13 protein-coding genes and 1 rRNA gene are annotated in these 19,020 nt (G+C 69.9%); 2 read left to right on the forward strand and 12 right to left on the reverse strand.

Annotated features, from left to right (window positions below; translation table 11 throughout):
- The first annotated feature begins 355 nt into the window (after positions 1–355).
- Positions 356–2,269: a sigma-54-dependent Fis family transcriptional regulator gene (locus tag QZ749_RS05175; RefSeq protein WP_296944094.1), complete on the forward strand. Its 1,914-nt coding sequence runs from the start codon at positions 356–358 to the stop codon at positions 2,267–2,269.
- Here the strand turns inward: QZ749_RS05175 and QZ749_RS05180 are convergent, their stop codons facing one another.
- The 7 genes from QZ749_RS05180 to QZ749_RS05210 all read right to left on the reverse strand — a co-directional run bounded on the left by QZ749_RS05180 (position 2,270) and on the right by QZ749_RS05210 (position 11,706).
- Complete coding sequence (locus QZ749_RS05180) at positions 2,270–3,247, reverse strand: FAD:protein FMN transferase (protein ID WP_307726651.1); 978 nt, start codon at positions 3,245–3,247, stop codon at positions 2,270–2,272.
- A 3-nt stretch (positions 3,248–3,250) separates the two neighbouring features.
- The gene (locus QZ749_RS05185; RefSeq protein ID WP_296944068.1) at positions 3,251–5,356 is read right to left on the reverse strand and encodes a 4Fe-4S binding protein; all 2,106 of its coding nucleotides are present in this window, start codon (positions 5,354–5,356) and stop codon (positions 3,251–3,253) included.
- 2 nt (positions 5,357–5,358) lie between these two features.
- Positions 5,359–6,510: a porin gene (locus tag QZ749_RS05190; RefSeq protein ID WP_296944071.1), complete on the reverse strand. Its 1,152-nt coding sequence runs from the start codon at positions 6,508–6,510 to the stop codon at positions 5,359–5,361.
- A gap of 314 nt (positions 6,511–6,824) precedes the next feature.
- Complete coding sequence (locus QZ749_RS05195; RefSeq protein WP_296944073.1) at positions 6,825–8,573, reverse strand: PQQ-dependent methanol/ethanol family dehydrogenase; 1,749 nt, start codon at positions 8,571–8,573, stop codon at positions 6,825–6,827.
- A gap of 13 nt (positions 8,574–8,586) precedes the next feature.
- On the reverse strand, positions 8,587–8,961 hold the full coding sequence (locus QZ749_RS05200; RefSeq protein WP_296944075.1) for a DUF779 domain-containing protein: 375 nt from the start codon (positions 8,959–8,961) through the stop codon (positions 8,587–8,589).
- Between the two features lie 73 nt (positions 8,962–9,034).
- The gene (gene adh / locus QZ749_RS05205; protein WP_296944077.1) at positions 9,035–10,555 is read right to left on the reverse strand and encodes an aldehyde dehydrogenase; all 1,521 of its coding nucleotides are present in this window, start codon (positions 10,553–10,555) and stop codon (positions 9,035–9,037) included.
- A 200-nt stretch (positions 10,556–10,755) separates the two neighbouring features.
- A complete protein-coding gene (locus QZ749_RS05210) occupies positions 10,756–11,706 on the reverse strand; it encodes a beta-propeller fold lactonase family protein (protein ID WP_296944080.1) in 951 nt (316 codons plus the stop codon).
- Between the two features lie 175 nt (positions 11,707–11,881).
- On the opposite strand from QZ749_RS05210, the gene QZ749_RS05215 reads away from it, so the two are divergent.
- Positions 11,882–14,038, forward strand: coding sequence for a TonB-dependent receptor (locus QZ749_RS05215; RefSeq protein ID WP_296944082.1), 2,157 nt, complete (start codon positions 11,882–11,884; stop codon positions 14,036–14,038).
- Between the two features lie 89 nt (positions 14,039–14,127).
- On the opposite strand, the gene QZ749_RS05220 is transcribed toward QZ749_RS05215, so the two are convergent.
- The 5 genes from QZ749_RS05220 to rrf all read right to left on the reverse strand — a co-directional run bounded on the left by QZ749_RS05220 (position 14,128) and on the right by rrf (position 18,832).
- Complete coding sequence (locus tag QZ749_RS05220; RefSeq protein ID WP_296944084.1) at positions 14,128–14,970, reverse strand: ABC transporter substrate-binding protein; 843 nt, start codon at positions 14,968–14,970, stop codon at positions 14,128–14,130.
- Positions 14,957–15,442, reverse strand: coding sequence for a cytochrome c-550 PedF (gene pedF / locus QZ749_RS05225; protein ID WP_296944089.1), 486 nt, complete (start codon positions 15,440–15,442; stop codon positions 14,957–14,959). The genes QZ749_RS05220 and pedF overlap by 14 nt, the downstream gene beginning before the upstream one ends.
- 125 nt (positions 15,443–15,567) lie before the next feature.
- Positions 15,568–17,049, reverse strand: a complete 1,482-nt coding sequence (locus QZ749_RS05230; protein WP_296944091.1) for a DUF3482 domain-containing protein — start codon at positions 17,047–17,049, stop codon at positions 15,568–15,570.
- Entirely contained in the window at positions 17,046–18,524 is a 1,479-nt protein-coding gene (locus tag QZ749_RS05235) for a DUF2868 domain-containing protein (protein WP_296944093.1), read from the reverse strand. The genes QZ749_RS05230 and QZ749_RS05235 overlap by 4 nt, the downstream gene beginning before the upstream one ends.
- A gap of 195 nt (positions 18,525–18,719) precedes the next feature.
- Positions 18,720–18,832: ribosomal RNA gene (rrf, locus tag QZ749_RS05240) — 5S ribosomal RNA — on the reverse strand.
- Positions 18,833–19,020: the final 188 nt, after the last annotated feature.

Consider the following 19,020-nt stretch of genomic DNA (forward strand, 5'->3'; position numbering starts at 1 on the left):
TTTCGTTTGCTTCGTCAACCCCCTCGTTTTCTGCACCGCAATCGAAGTCATCAACACTTCTCGTCCAACTACTTGATTTCGCTGAACTTTTACTGCGCTGCAGAAGCAGGACGCGCACTATAGCAAACGGATGAGTTTGCCGCAAGGGCCGGTGTTGCAGGCATGACGCATCCTGGCATCCGCTTTGCTTGTATCACGGTGCAACGCCTCGCCGCCGGGCCGTTTGTTCCATTCCGGTACAGGTGCTACATTAGTGAACAGTCGATTCCCCACAAGAGAGAGCCGCGGTCCAGGGCCACCAAGGAGACATGGAATGACTTACCCTCAAGCCGCCACCGGCCTGCTCGGCCCCGGCATGCCGGACGCCGGCTGGAACATGGACATGAACCCGGCCATCGCCACCTCGCATGCGCGCTCCGAACGGTTCGGGCTCTGTCCCGGGGCGCGCCCCGATTTCAGTCCCCTGTCCGGAGCGGCGCTGTCGACGCTGGTCGACCGGAACCGCATCCTCTACAGCCATGCCGTCCCGGCCATGGAAACGCTGTACCAGCAGATCGCCAACACCCACAATATGGTCCTGCTGACCGACGCGCAGGGCGTGATCGTGCATTCGCTGGGCGATGCCGATTTCCTGGAAAAGGCCAACCGCGTCGCCCTGACGGCCGGCGTCGACTGGTCCGAGGAAAGCAAGGGCACCAATGCGATCGGCACCGCCATCGCGGAAAAGGCGCCGACCACCGTGCATGCCGACCAGCACTACCTGGCCGCGAACCACTTCCTCACCTGTTCGGCGGCGCCGATCACCGATCACCGCGGCAACGTGGTCGGCGTGCTCGACGTCAGCGGCGACCGGCGCAGCTTCCACAAGCACACGATGGCCCTGGTGCGGATGTCGGCGCTGATGATCGAGAACCAGATGTTCACGTCCGCGTTCGAGAACGCGATCACCCTGCACTTCCATGCCCGCCCGGAATTCATCGGCACCCTGATGGAGGGCATCGCCTCGTTCACCCCGGGCGGACGCTTCCTGGCCGCCAACCGCAACGGCCTGTTCCAGCTCGGCCTGTCCTATCCCGCGCTGCAGGCGCACACCTTCAGCTCGCTGTTCGGCCTGCCCGTCTCCGCGCTGTTCGACCACTACCGCACCGCCGCGCCCGGCCTGCTCGACCTGTGCATGCACAACGGCGTACGCGTGCGCGGGCGCGCCGAGCTGCGCCTGACCAATGGCGTGCACGTGCTGACCAATGCGAGCGAGCCGGCGCCCCTGTCGGTGCCGGCACCGACGCCGGTGCACAAGGCGGCGCCGCGGCGCCTGTCCGGCCTGCGCTACCTGAATACCGGCGATCCGCAACTGGAACAGGTCATCGCCAAGGTCGACAAGGTGCTCGGGCGCGACGTGCCGATCATGATCATGGGCGAGACCGGCACCGGCAAGGAATTGCTGGCCCAGGCCATCCACAACGATTCCCCGCGGGCCGACGGCCCCTTCGTCGCCGTCAACTGCGCCTCGATCCCGGAAACCCTGATCGAATCGGAACTGTTCGGCTACGAGGACGGCGCATTCACCGGCGCGCGCAAGAAGGGCGCGGCGGGACGCATCCTGCAGGCGAACGGCGGCACGCTGTTCCTCGACGAGATCGGCGACATGCCCTATCCGCTGCAGGCGCGCCTGCTGCGCGTGCTGCAGGAGCGGATGGTGACGCCGCTGGGAAGCAGCAAGTCGATTCCCGTCAACGTCGAAGTGATCTGCGCCACCAACCACAACCTGCGCAAGCGCATCGCCGAAGGCCTGTTCCGCGAAGACCTGTACTACCGCCTGAACGGCCTGGTGGTGAAGCTGCCGCCGCTGCGCGAGCGCACCGACCTCGAGACCGTGGTCAGGAAGATCCTGGCCGCCGAAGCCGAGGGCGGGCGGCACCGCATCTCGGACGAGGTACTGGCCCTGTTCCGGCGCCACAAATGGCCCGGCAACTTCCGCCAGCTGACCAACCTGCTGCGCACCGCCGCCATCATGGCCGGCGACGAGGAAGACATCTGCCTGCGCCACATGCCCGACGACTTCCTCGACGACGTGGCCGGGGAACCGGAAATGCCGGCATCCCCGCCAGCGCCGCAGGCGCCGCTGGGCGCCGGCGCCAACCTCGAGGAACTGGAACTGGCCGCGATCCTGCAGTCGCTCGCCGCGAACGGCGGCAACGTCTCGGCCACGGCGCGCGCGCTGGGCGTGTCGCGCAATACCATCTACCGCAAGCTGCCGCACCTGAAGTAGTCACGCGGCCGGAAAGCCCGACGACTTCCAGCGCGCGCCATCCTTGCCGATGACGAGCAGGTCCACGCCCGGCAGGTGCGCGGCGAGCGCATGGGCCTGGCGCGCGCCCATCACCATGAAGGCGGTCGACAGGCCGTCCGCCTCCAGCCCGGTCGGCGCCAGTACGGTGACGCTGGCCAGTTCCAGCGGCGAAGCGCCGCTGGCGGGGTCGAAGATATGGTGGTGGCGGCAGTCCGGCGTGAAGGCACAGGCGTAGTCGCCCGAGGTCGCGACGCAGCGCCCGTCCAGCGCCAGGCTGGCCGCCATGCGGTTGGCGTGGCGCGGATCGCGGATGCCGATCGTCCACGGCCGCCCCGCCGCCCGCCCCAGCAAGCCGAACTCCCCGGTATCGACCAGCGCATGGCGGATGCCGTGGCGGCGCAGCGCCGCCAGCGCCAGGTCGGCCGCATAACCCTGGGCCAGGCCGTTGAGCGTGACGGCCATGCCGGCCCGGGCCAGCACCACGCGCCCGGGACCGGCGCGCACGCCGGTCCAGCCGACCAGGCCGCGCGCGCGCAGGCGCTGCGCATCCGGCGGCAGGCCGGCGCCGGCATCCCGGGCGCGTTCGAACGCCTCCCATAAGGGCTGCACGGTGATGTCGAAGGCGCCGCGCGTGAGGCGCGACAGCGCGCGCGCATGCGCCAGCACGGCCAGCAGGTGCGGATCGGGATCGCGCAGCACCCTGTCGCGATTCAGCCGGCATACCTGGCTGGACGGCTGGCGCAAGCTCATCAAGGCGTCGATGCGCCGCACTTGCGCCAGCGCCGCGTCGATCGCCTGCCCCGCCACGACGGGATCGGGGTGGCGCACGGCGATGCCCACCGTGGTGCCGAAGGCCAGCGCCGCGCCCTGCCGGAGTTCCGGGTCCCGGTCCGCGCCGGCGGCGGCGCCGGCCATGCAGCCCAGCGCCGCGGCGATGAAAGTCCTGCGTTGCAGCATGTCTCAAGCCCTCCTGTCGACGGTGTCCCGCGCCGGCACGATAGGGATCGTGGCGGCGCGCTTGCGTTCGAGGATGCGCGGCGCGCACTGCGTCGCGCTTTCGTGGATGACCACGCACTCCATGCACTGGAAGCATTCGGCGTAGTCGATCCGTCCGCCAGGCGCGATGGCGCGGTAGCCGCAGCGGTGCCGGCAGGTCTGGCAGGGCGCGCCGCATTCGGCGCGGCGCGGGATCCAGTCGAGCAGGCGCACGCGCCCGAGCACGGCCAGCGCCGCGCCGAGCGGGCACAGGTAGCGGCAGAACGCCTTGTTGGCGACCGCCGCCAGCGCCAGCAGGCCGGCGGCATAGGCGACGTAGGGCCAGGCGCGCATGAAATCGAGCGTGATCGCGGTCTTGAACGGCTCCAGCTCCACCAGCCTGTCGGCCAGCGCCGGCGCGAAGGCGGCGGCCAGCACGATCGCCGCCAGCGCCACGTACTTGATGCGCCGCAGGCGCGCGTCGAGCGCGCGGCGCACGACCAGTTGCGGCAGGCGCAGCAGGCGGCCCAGCATGCCGGCGAATTCCTGCAGCGCCCCGAACGGACAGAGCCAGCCGCAGAACGCGCCGCGTCCCCACAGCAACAGCGACGCCAGCACGAAGCCCCACAGCGTCACCGTCATCGGGTCGAACAGCAGGAAGTCGAGGCCGCGGCCGGCGCGCACGGCCTGCACGACGCCGGTGAGATTCACGATCGACAGCTGGGCCTGGGCGCCGTAGCCGACGAAGGCCACGACGAACAGCAGCCAGGCGCGGCGCAGCCAGGCGAAGCGGCGGGCATCGGCGGACAGGCGGCGCGGATGCAGCAGCGCGCCCGCCAGCAGCGCCAGCGCCGCGCCCAGCACGGCCAGTTCGCCACGGCGCGCCGTCCAGCTGGCGCGCCAGGACGGCGTGGCGCCCGCAGGCGCCAGGTAGTACCCGGCGGGCAGGCGGTAGGTCACGGCGACCTCGCGCGCGATCCGTTCGGGATAGACGATGCCCTTGCTGCGCACGAGCGGCAGGACGAACTCCAGCGCCTGGGCCGGATCCAGCCCGGCCTGGGCGATCGTGCGCAGCAGCAGCACCTCGGTGACGGGCAGGTCGATGCCGGGCGCCAGCCGCGGATCGAGGTCGAGGTCGCGCATCTCGACCGGCAGCCGGTCCTGGCGCAGCAGGATCCGCCGCGGCACGCTGCCGCGCACGAAATCCTCGCCGGCCAGCGCATGGCGGCCGCCCGCCATCACCAGCAGCGCCTGGTCGCCCGGCTCCAGGCGCGCGGCCAGGCGCTGCCAGCTGCGCGGCGCCAACAGGTTGCGCCCGACGGCCGGCACCGAGGCCCAGGCCACGTACAGGTCGACGAACACCTCGTCCGGCCGCGCCAGCGCCTGCGCGTCGAGCCCGGCCCCCGCGCTGCCGGCGAACAGGCGCTCGACCTCGCGGTTGCGCAGGCGCAGGTGGCGCACCAGGCCGGCGCCCAGCAGCGCGCGCAGCGACATGGGCGCGAACAGGTCGGTGCGCACCTGGCCGATGCGGCCCGGATCGCGCCCCGCGGCAAAGCCGAGCTTCGCGCGCGCCACCTTCAGCGCCGCCGCCAGCACGCTCTGGTTGACGATGCGCACCGAGGCCGTCGCCTTCGCCACGCCGTCCAGGTGCGCCAGGCCGTCATCCTTGCCCTCGCCCCGCGCCCCGTCGACGACGATGCCGCGGCCCAGCGACAGCCCGCGGTACTGGGCGACGAACTGGCGCAGCGGCGCTTCGCCCAGTCCCTCCAGGAACACCGGCTCGTGCTGGGACAGGACGTCCACGCCGAGGAAGCCGCCCTTCGGATCGATCGCCACCAGCAGGTTCACCGGCACGCCGGCGAAACCCGGCACCGGCGCCAGGTCGACCGATTCGAAGGCGTAGCCGACCAGTTCCGTCGCCGTGCCGTTCTGCTTGAACAGCGGCCAGGCCGGCACGTCGGCGGCGCGCTCGCCCACCACCAGCGGCGCCGGGAAGCGCCGCGCCACTGCGTCCCGGTCGAGCGTGCCGGCCCGGGCCGGGCCGCAGCACGGCAGGAACGCGATGCACAGGATGGCGAGGAGCGCGCGCATGCTCAGAAGAACAGGATGCCGCCGGCCGAGCCGCCGTTCAGCCGCGCGGTGTTCCCGGCGAAGCCCTTCGAGCGCGTCTGTCCGACCTCGGCCACCAGCGTGATCGCGCCGGTGAGCGTGTAGTAGGCGCCGGCGGTCAGGTTGGCGTTCGACTTCAGCCCGGCGGCGCCGGCGCCATCGGCGTCGTTCGCGCTGCGGCCCCAGCTCAGGCCCAGCTTGAGCGCGTCGGTCGCCTTGATCGTGCCCTGCACCAGGAAGTGCTTCGTCTTGGTGTCGCCCTGGTCGGCGTCGGACAGGATGCCCAGCGCCTTGCCGGCCTGCGCATTGGCCAGCAGGCCGACGGTCGTTCCCTGCCAGGACGCGCCGGCTTCGACGCCGTGCATGTCCAGGTCGTCGGCGCCGGCGGTACGCGATTCGAAACGCTGGCGCTTGGCGCCCAGCCAGGCCTTGAATCCGCCCTGCTCGAGCCGCACGCGCGCCTGGAACTGCGGGCTGGAACGCGTCGCGTAGCGCGATCCGGCCACGACCGGCGTATCGGCGACGGGACTCATCACGCCGACGTCGACGCGGATGCCGCTGGCGTTCTGCGGCGTGGCGTACACGATCTGGCCGTAGTTGCCGGGATAGGCATAGCCGGCGCCGATGTGGCCGAGCGTGACGCGCCCGCGCTGCGTCGCCTGGACCGGCGCGCCGGCGCCGACCAGGGTCATGTCGCCGAGGATGGCGTCGTGGCTGAAGATGCCGTAGTCGCGCCCCAGCTTGAAGGTGCCCAGCGTGGCGTTGCCGAACGTGAAATAGGCCTGGCGCACGTCGACCTGGCTGTTCTGGCTGATCGCGCTGTCGGTGGCGGTGGCCGCGTAGATGCCGATCGTGGCGGCGACGTCGATGCCGCCCTGGCGCGACGACACGGACGTCAGCAGGGCGTTCGGCAGCAGGCCGTTGCCGACCGTGGTGCGGCGGTCCTCGCCGCCGCAGCCGAGCGCCTTGCCGCCCAGCGCCAGCCCGCCGACGTCGTCGCCGCCGCAGGACACACCGGTGTAGTACGCGTTGACGATGCCGCCGACGGACACGGTCCAGTCGCCGGCCTTGATGTCGACCGCGCAGGCCTGCTGCATGCATGCGGCCAGCGCGGCCGCCAGGATAGGCTTTTTCATTTGTCTCCTCACTGTCTTGTTCTGGTTGACGCATCGGTGCGATGCAGCCAAGGGCACTGGCAAGTTGCGTGCCGGGCCGCATGCCGGGCAGGCGCGCCGGCAGGCACGCCGGGAAACGGTGCCGCACTGTGGCGAATCGGACCAGGACGGCGGACAGGTGTCACATTCCTGAGCGGAATGCATTCATAACAATATAAACCGTATGCATCGTTATAAAAAAAGCGGCGGCCGCAGCCGCCGCAAAGACCAGACCGGTGGCGCCGGTCGCCCGCCCGGCGCCACCGGTCTTCCCTGATCTTCTGTGGCCTGGCGGATCAGATGCCTTGCGCCAGCTTGAACACCCAGACCGAACCGCCCTGCTCCAGGAAATTGACCTTCTTGGCGACCTCGCCGCCCCACAGGGGCACGGCGCCGCCCCAGCCCGAGACCACGGCCACGTACTGGACGCCGCCGTCTTCCCAGGTCACCGGCGGCGCCACCACGCCGGAACCGGTCTGGAACTTCCACAATTCCTTGCCCGTCTTCGCATCGAGCGCCTTCAGGTAGCCTTCCGGCGTGCCGTAGAACACCAGGCCGCCCGCCGTGGTCATCACCCCGCCCCACAGCGGCGCCGTGTTCTTGGCTTCCCAGACGATCTTGCCGGTCTTCGGATCGACCGCGCGCAGCGCGCCGATGTAGTCGTCGAACAGCGGCTTGATGGTGAAGCCGGCGCCGAGGAAGGCGCCGCCCTTCTTGTAGCTGATCGGCTCGTTCCAGATGTCCATGCCCCATTCGTTGGCCGGCACGTAGAACAGGCCGGTCTGCGGGCTGTAGGCCATCGGCATCTGGTTCTTGGCGCCCAGGAAGGCCGGCGCCGCGAACACGGTCGTGCCCTTCTTGCCGTCCGCGCCCTTGGTCGGGTCGCTCGGGCGGTTCGCGGCGATGAAGTTCGGGCGCCCCGTCTTGAGGTCGATGCTGCTGGCCCAGGTGATCTTGCGCACGAAGGGGAAGGCGTTCTTCAGCTGGCCGTTCTTCGCGTCGATCACGTAGAAGAAGCCGTTGCGGTCGGCCTTGCCGCCGTAGCGCCGGCCGTCCATGTCGAAGGTGACGAACTCGTTGGCGCCGTCGAAGTCCCAGGAATCGTTGGGCGTGTTCTGGTAGGCCCACTTGATCTGGCCGGTCTCCGGATCCAGCGCCAGCGTCGACGAGGAATACAGGTTGTCGCCGGGACGCAGGTGGCTGTTCCAGGGCGCCGGGTTGCCGGTGCCGAAATAGGCCAGGCCGGTGCCGGCGTCGTAGGTGCCGCCCATCCAGGTGGAGGCGCCGCCGGTCTTCCACAGCTCGCCCGGCCAGCTCTTGTTGACGGTGCCGGTGACGCCGGCCTCGATCTCCTTGCCGTCCTTGTCGTAGCGGTAGCCCATGTGGCCCTCGACGGTCGGGCGCATCCACAGCAGCTCGCCCGTCATCGGGTTGCGGCCCTCGACGCGGCCGACCACGCCGAACTCGCCGCCCGACACGCCGGTCAGCAGCACGCCCTTGGCGATCAGGGGCGCCGCCGTCATCGAATAGCCGGCCGCGTAGTCGTCGACCTTTTCCTTCCACACCACCTTGCCGGTGTTCTGGTCGAGCGCCACCAGTTGGGCGTCGAGGGTGCCGAAGATGACCAGGTTGCCGTACAGCGCGGCGCCGCGGTTGACCACGTCGCAGCAGGGCATGATCCCGTCCGGCAGGCGGTGCTCGTACTTCCACAGCTTGCCGCCGGTCTTGAGGTCGATGGCGAAGATGCGCGAGTAGGAGGCGGTGACGAACATCTTCCCGTTCGCGATCAGCGGCTGCGATTCCTGGCCGCGCTGCTTTTCGCCGCCGAAGGAAAACGACCAGGCCGGCACCAGCCGCCCGACCGTCTTCGTGTTGACCTGGGTGAGCGGCGAGAAACGCTGGCCCTGGGCGCCCATGCCGAAGGACAGCACGTTCTTCGTGTCCCTGGCCGCGTTGTCGAGCATGGCGTTGGTGATGTCGGCCGCGTGCGCCACCAGGGCGAGCGGGGCCAGGCCTGCGAGCAGGACCAGTGATAATGCCTTCATTGTGTTGTCTCCGTTATGGTTGGGTGCCGTGCAGCCGTGCCCATTCGTCGTCGCTGAACAGGCGCGAGCGCGTCAGGAAGCGCCGGCCGGTCCCGTTATCGAGCGAGAACATGCCGCCATTGCCGGCCACCACGTCGATGATCAGCTGGGTATGCTCCCAGTAGCCGAACTGCTCCAGGCCGATGTAGAACGGCGCGCCGTCCAGGTTGCCGAGGTAGACGTCGGTCTCGCTCAGGTTGAATTCGCCGGCCGCGTAGCACATGGGCGCGCTGCCGTCGCAGCAGCCGCCGGACTGGAAGAACATCAGCGGTCCGTGGCGGCCGCGCAGTTCGCCGATGAAGTCCAGCGCGGCGGGCGTCGCGACGACGCGATCGATCGAGGTTGTCATGGCATGCCTTTCGATGGCGGACGCGGTCGCCTCGGGTGCGCCCGCGCCGCCGCATGGTCGGGAACGACCGGGATCAGAAGAAGCCGAGCGCCTTCGGGCTGTAGCTCACCAGCAGGTTCTTGGTCTGCTGGTAGTGGTCGAGCATCATCTTGTGGTTCTCGCGGCCGATGCCCGACTGCTTGTAGCCGCCGAACGCGGCGTGGGCCGGGTACAGGTGGTAGCAGTTGGTCCAGACGCGGCCGGCCTGGATGGCGCGGCCCACGCGGAAGGCGCGGCTGCCGTCGCGCGTCCACAGGCCGGCGCCCAGGCCGTACAGCGTGTCGTTGGCGATGCGCAGCGCGTCGGCTTCGTCCTTGAAGGTGGTGACGGAGACCACCGGGCCGAAGATCTCTTCCTGGAAGATGCGCATGCCGTTGTCGCCCTTGAACACGGTGGGGCGCACGTAGTAGCCGCCCGCCAGGTCGCCGTCGTGGGTGGCGCGCTCGCCGCCGGCCAGCACCTCGGCGCCTTCCTGGCGGCCGATGTCGAGGTAGGACAGGATTTTTTCCAGTTGTTCCTGCGAGGCCTGGGCGCCGATCATGGTGGCGGCGTCGAGCGGGTTGCCGGCCTTGATGAGCGCCACGCGCTCGAGGGCGCGCGCGATGAACTTGTCGTAGATCGATTCCTGGATCAGCACGCGCGACGGGCAGGTGCAGACCTCGCCCTGGTTCAGCGCGAACATGGCGAAGCCTTCCAGGCACTTGTCGAAGAACTCGTCGTCCTGGTCCATCACGTCGGCGAAGAAGATGTTGGGCGACTTGCCGCCCAGTTCCAGCGTGACCGGGATCAGGTTCTGCGCCGCGTACTGCATGATCAGGCGGCCGGTGCCGGTTTCGCCGGTGAAGGCGATCTTGGCGATGCGCTTGCTCGAGGCCAGCGGCTTGCCCGCTTCGAGGCCGAAGCCGTTGACGACGTTGAGCACGCCCGCCGGCAGCAGGTCGGCGATCAGCTCGACCAGCACCATGATCGAGGCCGGGGTCTGCTCGGCGGGCTTGAGCACCACGCAGTTGCCGGCGGCCAGCGCCGGGGCCAGCTTCCACACGGCCATCAGGATCGGGAAGTTCCACGGGATGATCTGGCCGACCACGCCCAGCGGCTCGTGGAAGTGGTAGGCGTAGGTGTCGCTGTCGATGGTCGAGATCGCGCCTTCCTGGGTGCGGATGCAGCTGGCGAAGTAGCGGAAATGGTCGATCGCCAGCGGGATGTCGGCCGCCGTCGTCTCGCGGATCGGCTTGCCGTTGTCGATGGTCTCGGCGGTCGCCAGCGTGCTCAGGTTCTGCTCCATGCGGTCGGCGATCCGGTTCAGGATGTTGGCGCGCTCGGCCGGCGAGGTCTTGCCCCAGGCTTCCCTGGCGGCGTGGGCCGCGTCCAGCGCCAGTTCGACGTCTTCGCTGGTGGAGCGCGCCACCTCGCAGAACGGCTGGCCGGTGATCGGCGTGACGTTGGCGAAGTATTCGCCCTTGGCGGGCGCCACGAAGCGGCCGCCGATGTAGTTGTCGTAGCGTTGGCGGAACGGGTTGGCCACGCCGAGCTTGCTGATGTCCGCGAGATTCATGTCATCCTCATCTTTCTCTGGTTGGTCTTGAACGGATTGGGTTGTAGGTATCGGAACCGCTCCTCCTGTTTCGCAAGGCCCGTGCCAGCCTGTCCTGGCCCCGCCTTGCCCCTGCGCTGCCCCGGCCTTCCCCTGCGCGGCGCGGTGGCGGCCCGCCGGCGCCGGCAGTTTCTGGTACAGGTGTCCCAAACTTGAACAGCTCAGCGGATCACGACGCCCCAGGGCAACTGGCCGACGGGGATGTCGGCGATCCGGGCAGCGGCGGCCGTGTCGATCACCGACACGCTGTCCGAGCGGCCGTTGGCCACGTACAGGCGCGTCCCGTCAGGCGTGAGCGCCATGTTCCAGGGGCGCTTGCCCACGGCAATCGCGGGGCCGGCCGTATTGCGCGCGGTATCGATCGGCATCACGCTCGCGTCCGCCCCGTTCGAGACGTACACCTGCCGCCCGCCCGGCCCGACGGCGATGCCGGCCGGGTTCCGGCCGGCCGGGATGGTGGCGACGGCGCGGCGCGCGGCGATGTCCAGCACGTAGACGGCGCCGGCCAGCTCGCAGGCGACGTAGGCGCGGCTGCCGTCCGGCAGAAAGCCGACGCCGCGCGGGCGCGCGCCGACCGGGATCGCGCCCGCCTGGCGGCGCGCGGCGACGTCGATCACGTCGACCTGTTCGGCGTTCTCGGCCGAGACCAGCAGCCAGCGCCCGTCCGGGCTGAACACGGCGTGTTCGGGATTGCCGCCCTGCACCTTGATCTCGGCCACCAGCGTGCGCGCCGCGGCGTCGACCAGCGCCACGCTATTGCTCTCTTCCACGGCGACGGCGACCCAGCGGCCGTCGGCGGACGCGTTCACGCCCTCGGGCGAACGGCCGAGCGGGATCGTGGCCAGCAGCGCGCCGCCGGCGGCATCCAGCACCAGCAAGGCATTGGCGGCGGCATCGCTCACATACAGGATCTTGCCGGCGGGGTCGGCGGCGATGCCGCGCGGGCGCTTGCCGGCGGCGATCCGGCGCACGGTGCCGCCGCCGGCCGTGTCGATCACGCTGATGGTGCCGGATCGTTCGTTGGGAACGTAGGCGAACGGGGCGGCCTGCGGGGCGCCGGCGGCGAGGAGCATGGCGGCGAACAGCAGGCGTGGGGAACAAGACGATGGCATGGACGGTCCTTTCAGGATGCGCGCACGGTGCGCGTCGATCGATGAACTGCAAAGCGCATGCCATGCCTTGTGTTTGCTCAAAGTAATCGGACGGCAGATTTGCCGGCTGGCAGGTATATTGCTTGTTTGTATAGTCGACGCCCGGCCACAGGGCGATCGTCGACCCGGAGATACCATGACATCGAAGCACCGTTTCGTTCGCCTGAACACCATCGCGGCCCTGCTGGCCGCCACCCTGCCGCCCGCCTGGGCCGCTGCTCCCGTCGCGCCCGCCGCGGACGACGCCCCCGACGCCACGCGCCAGCCCATGCAGGTGGTGGTGGTCAGCGGCAGCCGCAGCGAACACCTGAGTTTCGACCTGCCGGCGGCGATCGACGTCGTCGGCGCCGAGCGCATCGGCGCCGCGCAGATGCGCGTGAACGCGTCCGAGGCGCTGGCCGCGGTGCCCGGCCTGGTCGTGCAGAACCGCCAGAACTATGCGCAGGACCTGCAGATTTCCTCGCGCGGCTTCGGCGCCCGTTCCGCGTTCGGCGTGCGCGGCGTGCGCCTGATCGCCGACGGCATCCCGGCCACGATGCCCGACGGCCAGGGCCAGGCCGCCACCTTCAACCTCGACATGGCCGAGCGCATCGAAGTGCTGCGCGGCCCCTATTCCGCCCTGTACGGCAACCACGCCGGCGGCGTGGTCCAGCTGTTCACGCGCGAGCCGCAGGGCGCGCCTGGCGTCGAGCTGGGCGTATCCGGCGGCAGCGACGGCATGCGCAAGACCGACGTCAATGCCGGCGGCAAGGAGGGAAACTTCGGCTGGCTGCTGGACGGCTCGCGCTTCGAGACCGACGGCTACCGCGCCCACAGCGCGGCCACCCGCGACCAGGCCTACGCCAAGCTGGTGTTCGACCTGCGCGGCGGCGCCAAGCTGACCGTGACGGCCAGCGGCCTGCGCCAGGACGATACCCAGGATCCGCTGGGCGTGACCTGGACGACCTGGCAGCGCGACCCGCGCGCCGGCGAGATCGACACCACCGACACGGCGCGCCCGCAGCGCACTTTCGCCGACCGCTACGACACGCGCAAGAGCATCGACCACCAGCAGTTCGGCGCGACCTGGGACCAGCGCTTCGGCGCCGACCGCCTGCGCCTGACGGTCTACGGCGGCAACCGCCGCGTGATCCAGTACCAGTCCTTCTCGAAGGCGTTCCAGGCGCCGGCCAGCCATTCGGGCGGCGTGGTCGACTTCGACCGCGACTTCTACGGGTTCGACGCCAACTGGACGATGGCGCGCCCGTTCGGCGCCGGCACGCTGCGCACCACGGTCGGCCTGGAGGCCGGCAAGTCGAAAGACGGCCGCCAGGGCTTCGAGAACTACGTGGGCGACCGCTTCGGCGTCAAGGGCCGCCTGCGCCGCGACGAGACCGACGACGTGCGCAACGTCGATCCCTACCTGCAGATGGAGTGGGAACGCGGGCAATGGGTGTTCACCGGCGGCCTGCGCCACAGCCGGGTGAGCTTCGACGTCGACGACCATTACCTCGCCAACGGCAACGACGGCGGCAGCGTCGACTACCGCCACACCACGCCGCTGCTGGGCGCGCTGTACAAGCTGACGCCGGCGCTGAACCTGTACGCCAGCGCCGCGCGCGGCTTCGAGACGCCCACGCTCAACGAACTGTTCTACTCGGGCGCGGGCGCCGGCTTCAACTACCGCCTGGGCGCGGCCACCAGCACCCAGCTCGAAGTGGGCGCCAAGGCGGCGCTGGCGCAGGACGTGCGCCTGAACGCCGCGCTGTTCCAGGCGCGCACGCGCGACGAACTCGTCGTCGACGTCGCCAGCGGCGGGCGCACCAGCTACCGCAACGCCAGCGCCACGCTGCGCCAGGGACTGGAACTGTCGTTCGAGGCCGACCTGCGCGCCGGCTTCTCGGCGCGCCTGGCCGCCAGCGTGCTGCGCGCGATCTACGACGAGGCGTTCACCGGCGTGGCCGAAGGCAACCGCCTGCCGGGCGTGCCCAGGACCAGCCTGTTCGGCGAGCTGGCCTGGAAGGCCGCCGACGGCCGCCTCGGTGCCGCGCTGGAGACGGTCGCCAGCGGCAAGGTCCATCCGGACGACGCCAATGCGGCCACGCCGGCGCCCGGCTACATGCTGTTCAATGCGCGCGTGCAGGCGTCCCAGCAGCTCGGCGCCTGGCGCCTGAAGCAGTACGCGCGCCTGAACAACCTGTTCGACCGCGACTACATCGGCTCTGTGATCGTGGGCGACAGCAACCGCCGCTACTACGAGCCGGCGCCGGGACGCAACTGGGTGCTGGGCGCGAGCGCGCAGTACCAGTTCTAGGCATCCCACCGTCGCCCCCGACCTCGCCGGCCGCCTTGGCCGGCGAGGTCCGGGCGACGTGCCGAGTTAGCTGGCCTGTTTCTGCCGCCTCAAGGCTGCACCACCGCCACTCCGTACCTGCCGAACAGCGCCCGCAACTCGCCCCCCTCGCGCAACGCGTTCAGCGCGGCCTGCAGCTGGCGCGCCAGGTCGGTCCGGTCCTTCCTGACGGCCATCCCGATCGCCCAGCCGGCGCGCGGCAGGCGCTCGAACGGCGCCTGCTCGACGGGAAAGGCCGGGTCGCCGCGCAGCGCGGCCTCGATCTCGGAGCGGGTCGCCAGCACGGCATCGAGCTTCCCGTCCTTCAGCTGCTGCAGCGCCTCGGCGGCCGTCGGGTAGATGCGCACCTGCTCGCGGAAGCGCCCGTTCTGCTCGCCCAGCATGACCATGCCGGCGATCGACACCTTCTCGACGCCGATGCGCTTGCCCGCCAGCGCATCGAGGCCGTCGAAGGCAGGAATGGCCTGCGCGCTGCGCACCAGGCGCACGGTCTCGACGTGGTACGGGGCGAAGATCTCGACCTGCGGATTGGCGTTCATCAGCATGCGGTCGACCGGCACGTGCAGCATTACGTCGGCCGGCCCGTAGCCCAGGTAGTGGCCCTTCCACACCATATTGCGCAGGTCGTCGTTGAGGTCGTCGCCGGCATTGAAGGGCAGCAGCGCGAGCCGCAGGCCCAGCCTGGCGGCGAGCGCCGCGCCGAGGTCCGCGTCGATGCCCTGCCCCTTGTCGGAGAACGGCGCCAGTTCGTTGTAGACGGCGACCTTCAGCGTGCCGGCGTCGGCGGCGCGCGGCAGTGGCGGGACGAGGCCGGCGCCGAGCAGCAGGCAGGCGCGCAGCGCGCGGCGGCGCGATGGCAGGCGGTGCGTCATGGCGGCGTCAGTTGTCGGCACGGCGCGATTCGAGGTAGGTCTTGATGGCCCACATCGCTTCCTGGTTGAACACGCCCTCGAACGGCGGCATGTAGACGGCGCCGTTGCGCACCTTGCCGTGGCGGATGCTGGCCAGGAAGTAGTTATCGATCTCCTTGAAGCAGGCATCCTTCTTCTTTTCGTTCTTCACGCCGCTGCAGTCGCGGTCGAGCAGGCGCAGGTCCGGCGCGATGCCGCCGGAGACGGCTTCCAGGCCGTGGCAGCGCGCGCAGTTCTGGTTGTACGCGGAGGCGCCGATCTTCAGCGCGAGCTTGTTGGTGCGGTAGGGGTTCTCGTCGCGCCATTTCTCGCCCAGCACCGGCAGGCCGGTGGTGTCGACCGCTTGCGGGACGACGTTGCCGTGCGCACTGGCCAGCAGCGAGGTCGAGGCAAGGACCAGGGCGACGGCGCCGCCGGCGGCCGCGCCGCAGAGGATGCGGATGGTGTGCTTCATGGTGTCTCCAGTAGGTTATCGGTGTGATTCCTACTTGAGCAATCGGCGTGCCATGGCGCCGCGGCCGCGCGCGCGGACGGCGAACCCCGTTGCGCGCGGCGTCGTGTGTCAATTTGCCACAGGTGTCACACGGCCGCGCGCGCCAGCGCCCGCGCCGCGGTCTCCGGATACAGGCGCTCGAGCGTCTCGACGGTCACCTGGCCGAGCAGCGCCTGCACCGGCTGCGCCGCCGCGTCCTCGTCGGGCGCGGCGCGCGCGGCCTTCCACATCCCTGCCAGGTCGGCCTCGCGGCGCGCCAGCGCGCCTTCGACCTCGGTCTGCCAGAACGGCGGCGCCTCCCCTTCCACGAAATTGCCGCGCCCGCGCCCGAAGTGGGCCACGGCCAGGTAGCGCAGCACGCTGCCGACCAGCAGCGTGCGCAGGAAGGGATCGGCGAACTGCACGTCGGGACGGGCGCGGTCGGTGCCGGTATTGAAACCCCAGGCCGCGCCGGCCGCGGTCAAGCCGCCGACGATGGCGCCCAGCAGCGCGCCGCCGCCCAGCGTGAGCCCGCCCGCCATCAGGTCGGCCGACAGGCCCGTCGCGGCGCCCGACACGACCGCGCCGAGCAGGCCGGCCTGGGCCTTGTCGATCGGCGCGCGCACGGCGAAGTTCTCGCGCACGCGCGCGTTGATGCGGCCGGCGTCGCCCGGGTCCAGGCGGTGCAGGCGCAGCAGTTCGATGGTGTTGTCGGCGATGCGCCGTTCCAGCCGCTCGACCAGGCCGGCCATGGCGGCATCCTGGCGTTTCTGCTCGTCCTTGCCCAGGCCCACCGCCTTCAGGGCCGAGCGCAGGAAACCGCCCTTGCCCTCGGTGGCGATCTCCTGGCGGTCGCGCGCGGCGCCGGCCAGCATGCGCGCGCCCTGCGCGAGCGCGGCGTGGAAGCGCCGCAGGTTCTCGGCCTGCCAGCCGGCCAGCAGGCGTGCATAGCCGTCCTGCTTGGTGGCGTCGATCAGCTTGCCCACGCGGTCGTAGAACACGTCCTCGTGCACCCAGCAGCGCGCGAAGGCGTCGAGGGCGAGTACGTCGCGCACGATGGCGTACTGGCCCACGTGCTGCTTCCAGCGCGCCTGCTCGGCCTGTTCCTGGCCGTCCGGACGCGGCGGCCCGAGCTGGTTGAGCAGCACGACCACCGGCTTGCCCAGCCATTCGAGGATGCGCATCTCGGCCGGCAGGTAGCCGGCGTCGCGCGGATCCTCGGACGAGTTGACCAGATACAGCACGACGTCGGCCGCATCCCTGGCCGCGCGCAGCGCCTGCTGGCTGAGCCAGAACGGGCGGTCGCGGTAGCGGTCGAGCACTTCGCGCAGGAACCAGCCGATCGGATTGCCGGCCGACGCCAGGCGCTTGAGCAGGCGCACCGAATCGCCGAAGCCGGGCGTGTCCCACAGCAGCAGGCGATCGCCGGCGGCGCTGGTCTGCAGCAGGTGCGCTTCCGACGTCACCGTCACGTGGGCCGCGTCGCGCACCTCGCCGACGTCGATGCCCACCAGCGTGCGCGCCAGCGTGGTCTTGCCGTTGTTGGTGTGCGAGACGAGGGCGAACTGGATGTCGACGGGGCCGCTCATGGCGCCCTCGACACGTTCAGGCCGCTGCCCAGCGCGAGCGGGTGCTTGTCCGGCTGGAGCAGGTCGACGACGGTCGCGGCGACCTGGTGGTAGCGGCAGAACTCGCGCCACAGCGCGATGCGTTCCTCGACGCGGGCATCGAAGCCGGCCTGGCCGGCGCCGCGTTCGACCAGGCTCGACTCGTCGACCAGCACGGCGATGCCGCGCGGCGTGTTGCGCAACAGGTAGTCGAGGAAGGCGCCGTGGTTCTCGCGCTCCGGCGTGGCGCTCAGGTTGAACAGCACGGCCGTGACGGCCACGTCCTGGTCGTCCAGGCGCGCATCGCGCAGCGCCTCCTTCGCTTCCTCGCCATAGGGACTGGACGGCCGCAGCATCAGCTGCGCCTGGTCTCCCAGCACCTGGGCCGCGACGGCGGCCAGGCCCTTGTGGCGCGCCTCGTCGACGGTGAAGCTGTACGGGATCACGCGCAGCACGGCCGGACCGGAGACGCCGATGCGGTCGGCCAGCAGGCGGAAATAGGGCTGCCCGAGATCGAGCGGGAAGGTGTGCGCGATGCGGCGCGCGCGCAGGCCCGCGACGATCGCCAGCACGAGGCGCGGCAGCACGACGATCAGCAGCAGCGTGGCCGCGTACAGGTGCACCCAGCGCGCGCCGCCGGCCGGCGATGGCTCCTGCACGAAGCGCAGCGCCTGCACGTCGGCCAGCGTAAAACCCTGCAGCGGGAACACGGCCAGCGCCGGCGCGAACAGGACGGACAGCAGCGCGTGCACCTGCTGCGCATCGAGGAAGGTGCTTTCCCAGCCGGCGGCGTACTCGTTCAGCAGGCCGCGCGCATACAGCGACGCGATGGCGCCGAGCGCGAACGTCGCCGCCGCCAGGTGCACGGTGCGCGCCAGGCGCAGGCGCGTGAGCTTGGACGACAGTTGCGGCCATTCGACCAGGTAGTTGGTCAGGCCGCCGGCGAGCGCGGCGGGCAGCTTGCGCGGCAGCGCCTTGGCGCCGACGGCCAGGCGACGCAGCAGTTGCGGACTGGCCCAGCCGGTTTTTTTGGACGGCACCAGCGACCAGACGATGAGGGCGAGATAGACCAGCAGGTTCCAGGCCAGGATCAGCAGCAGCGGCGCCGACAACAGGTCGACGCGGTGCGGATTGCCGATCCGGTCGAGGCCCGCGCCGGCCAGGAAACCGAGGATGGGCAGGATCACGGCGATCGCCGGCATCAGCGGACGACGGTGCAGGAAAGTCGCGAACGCGGGCGTGCGCTCGGACAGGCGCTTCATGACGAGTTCGGCGCGCTGCTCCAGGAACTGGTCGAGCGCCGGCGCGCTCTTGCCCTCGGCGGCCTGCCAGTTGGCCAGTTCGCGCGCGCTGCGGCTGGCATACCAGCGGTCGTCTTCGGAAAGGATCTCGTGTTTGGTGTCCGCCGTCTCGATGGCGCGCATCAGCACGACCTTGCGTGCAGCCTGCTCTTTCATGTCGCTCCTGTCTGTTTAACAAGTCTACAGGAGGCATTGTGCCTGAGTTTGGGGACCGGGACCGTACGATGGGGGCTACCGCGTCACCGCGGCGCGGGCCGCGGGGACGAATTGTTCACCCACCCCAGCAATGTCGTACCCCGAACGCAAAAAGCCCGCTCCAGATCACTGGAGCGGGCTTTCGCTTAATAACTAGCCTGACGATAACCTACTTTCACACTGGTTGCAGCACTATCATCGGCGCAAAGTCGTTTCACGGTCCTGTTCGAGATGGGAAGGGGTGGTACCGACTTGCTATGGTCATCAGGCATAACTTGTACGCGTGTCGCCGTTGGGCGCCACGCTGAATCCGGAAGAAGTATGTTCTTGTTATTCTCTGTATGTTCAACAAACAGCTGAACCCTCGTCTTTGGCATGACTGCCAAGGTTATAGGGACAAGCCGTACGGGCAATTAGTATCGGTTAGCTTAATGCATTACTGCACTTCCACACCCGA

The organism is uncultured Massilia sp., from assembly GCF_913773735.1.
GTDB lineage: Bacteria > Pseudomonadota > Gammaproteobacteria > Burkholderiales > Burkholderiaceae_D > Telluria.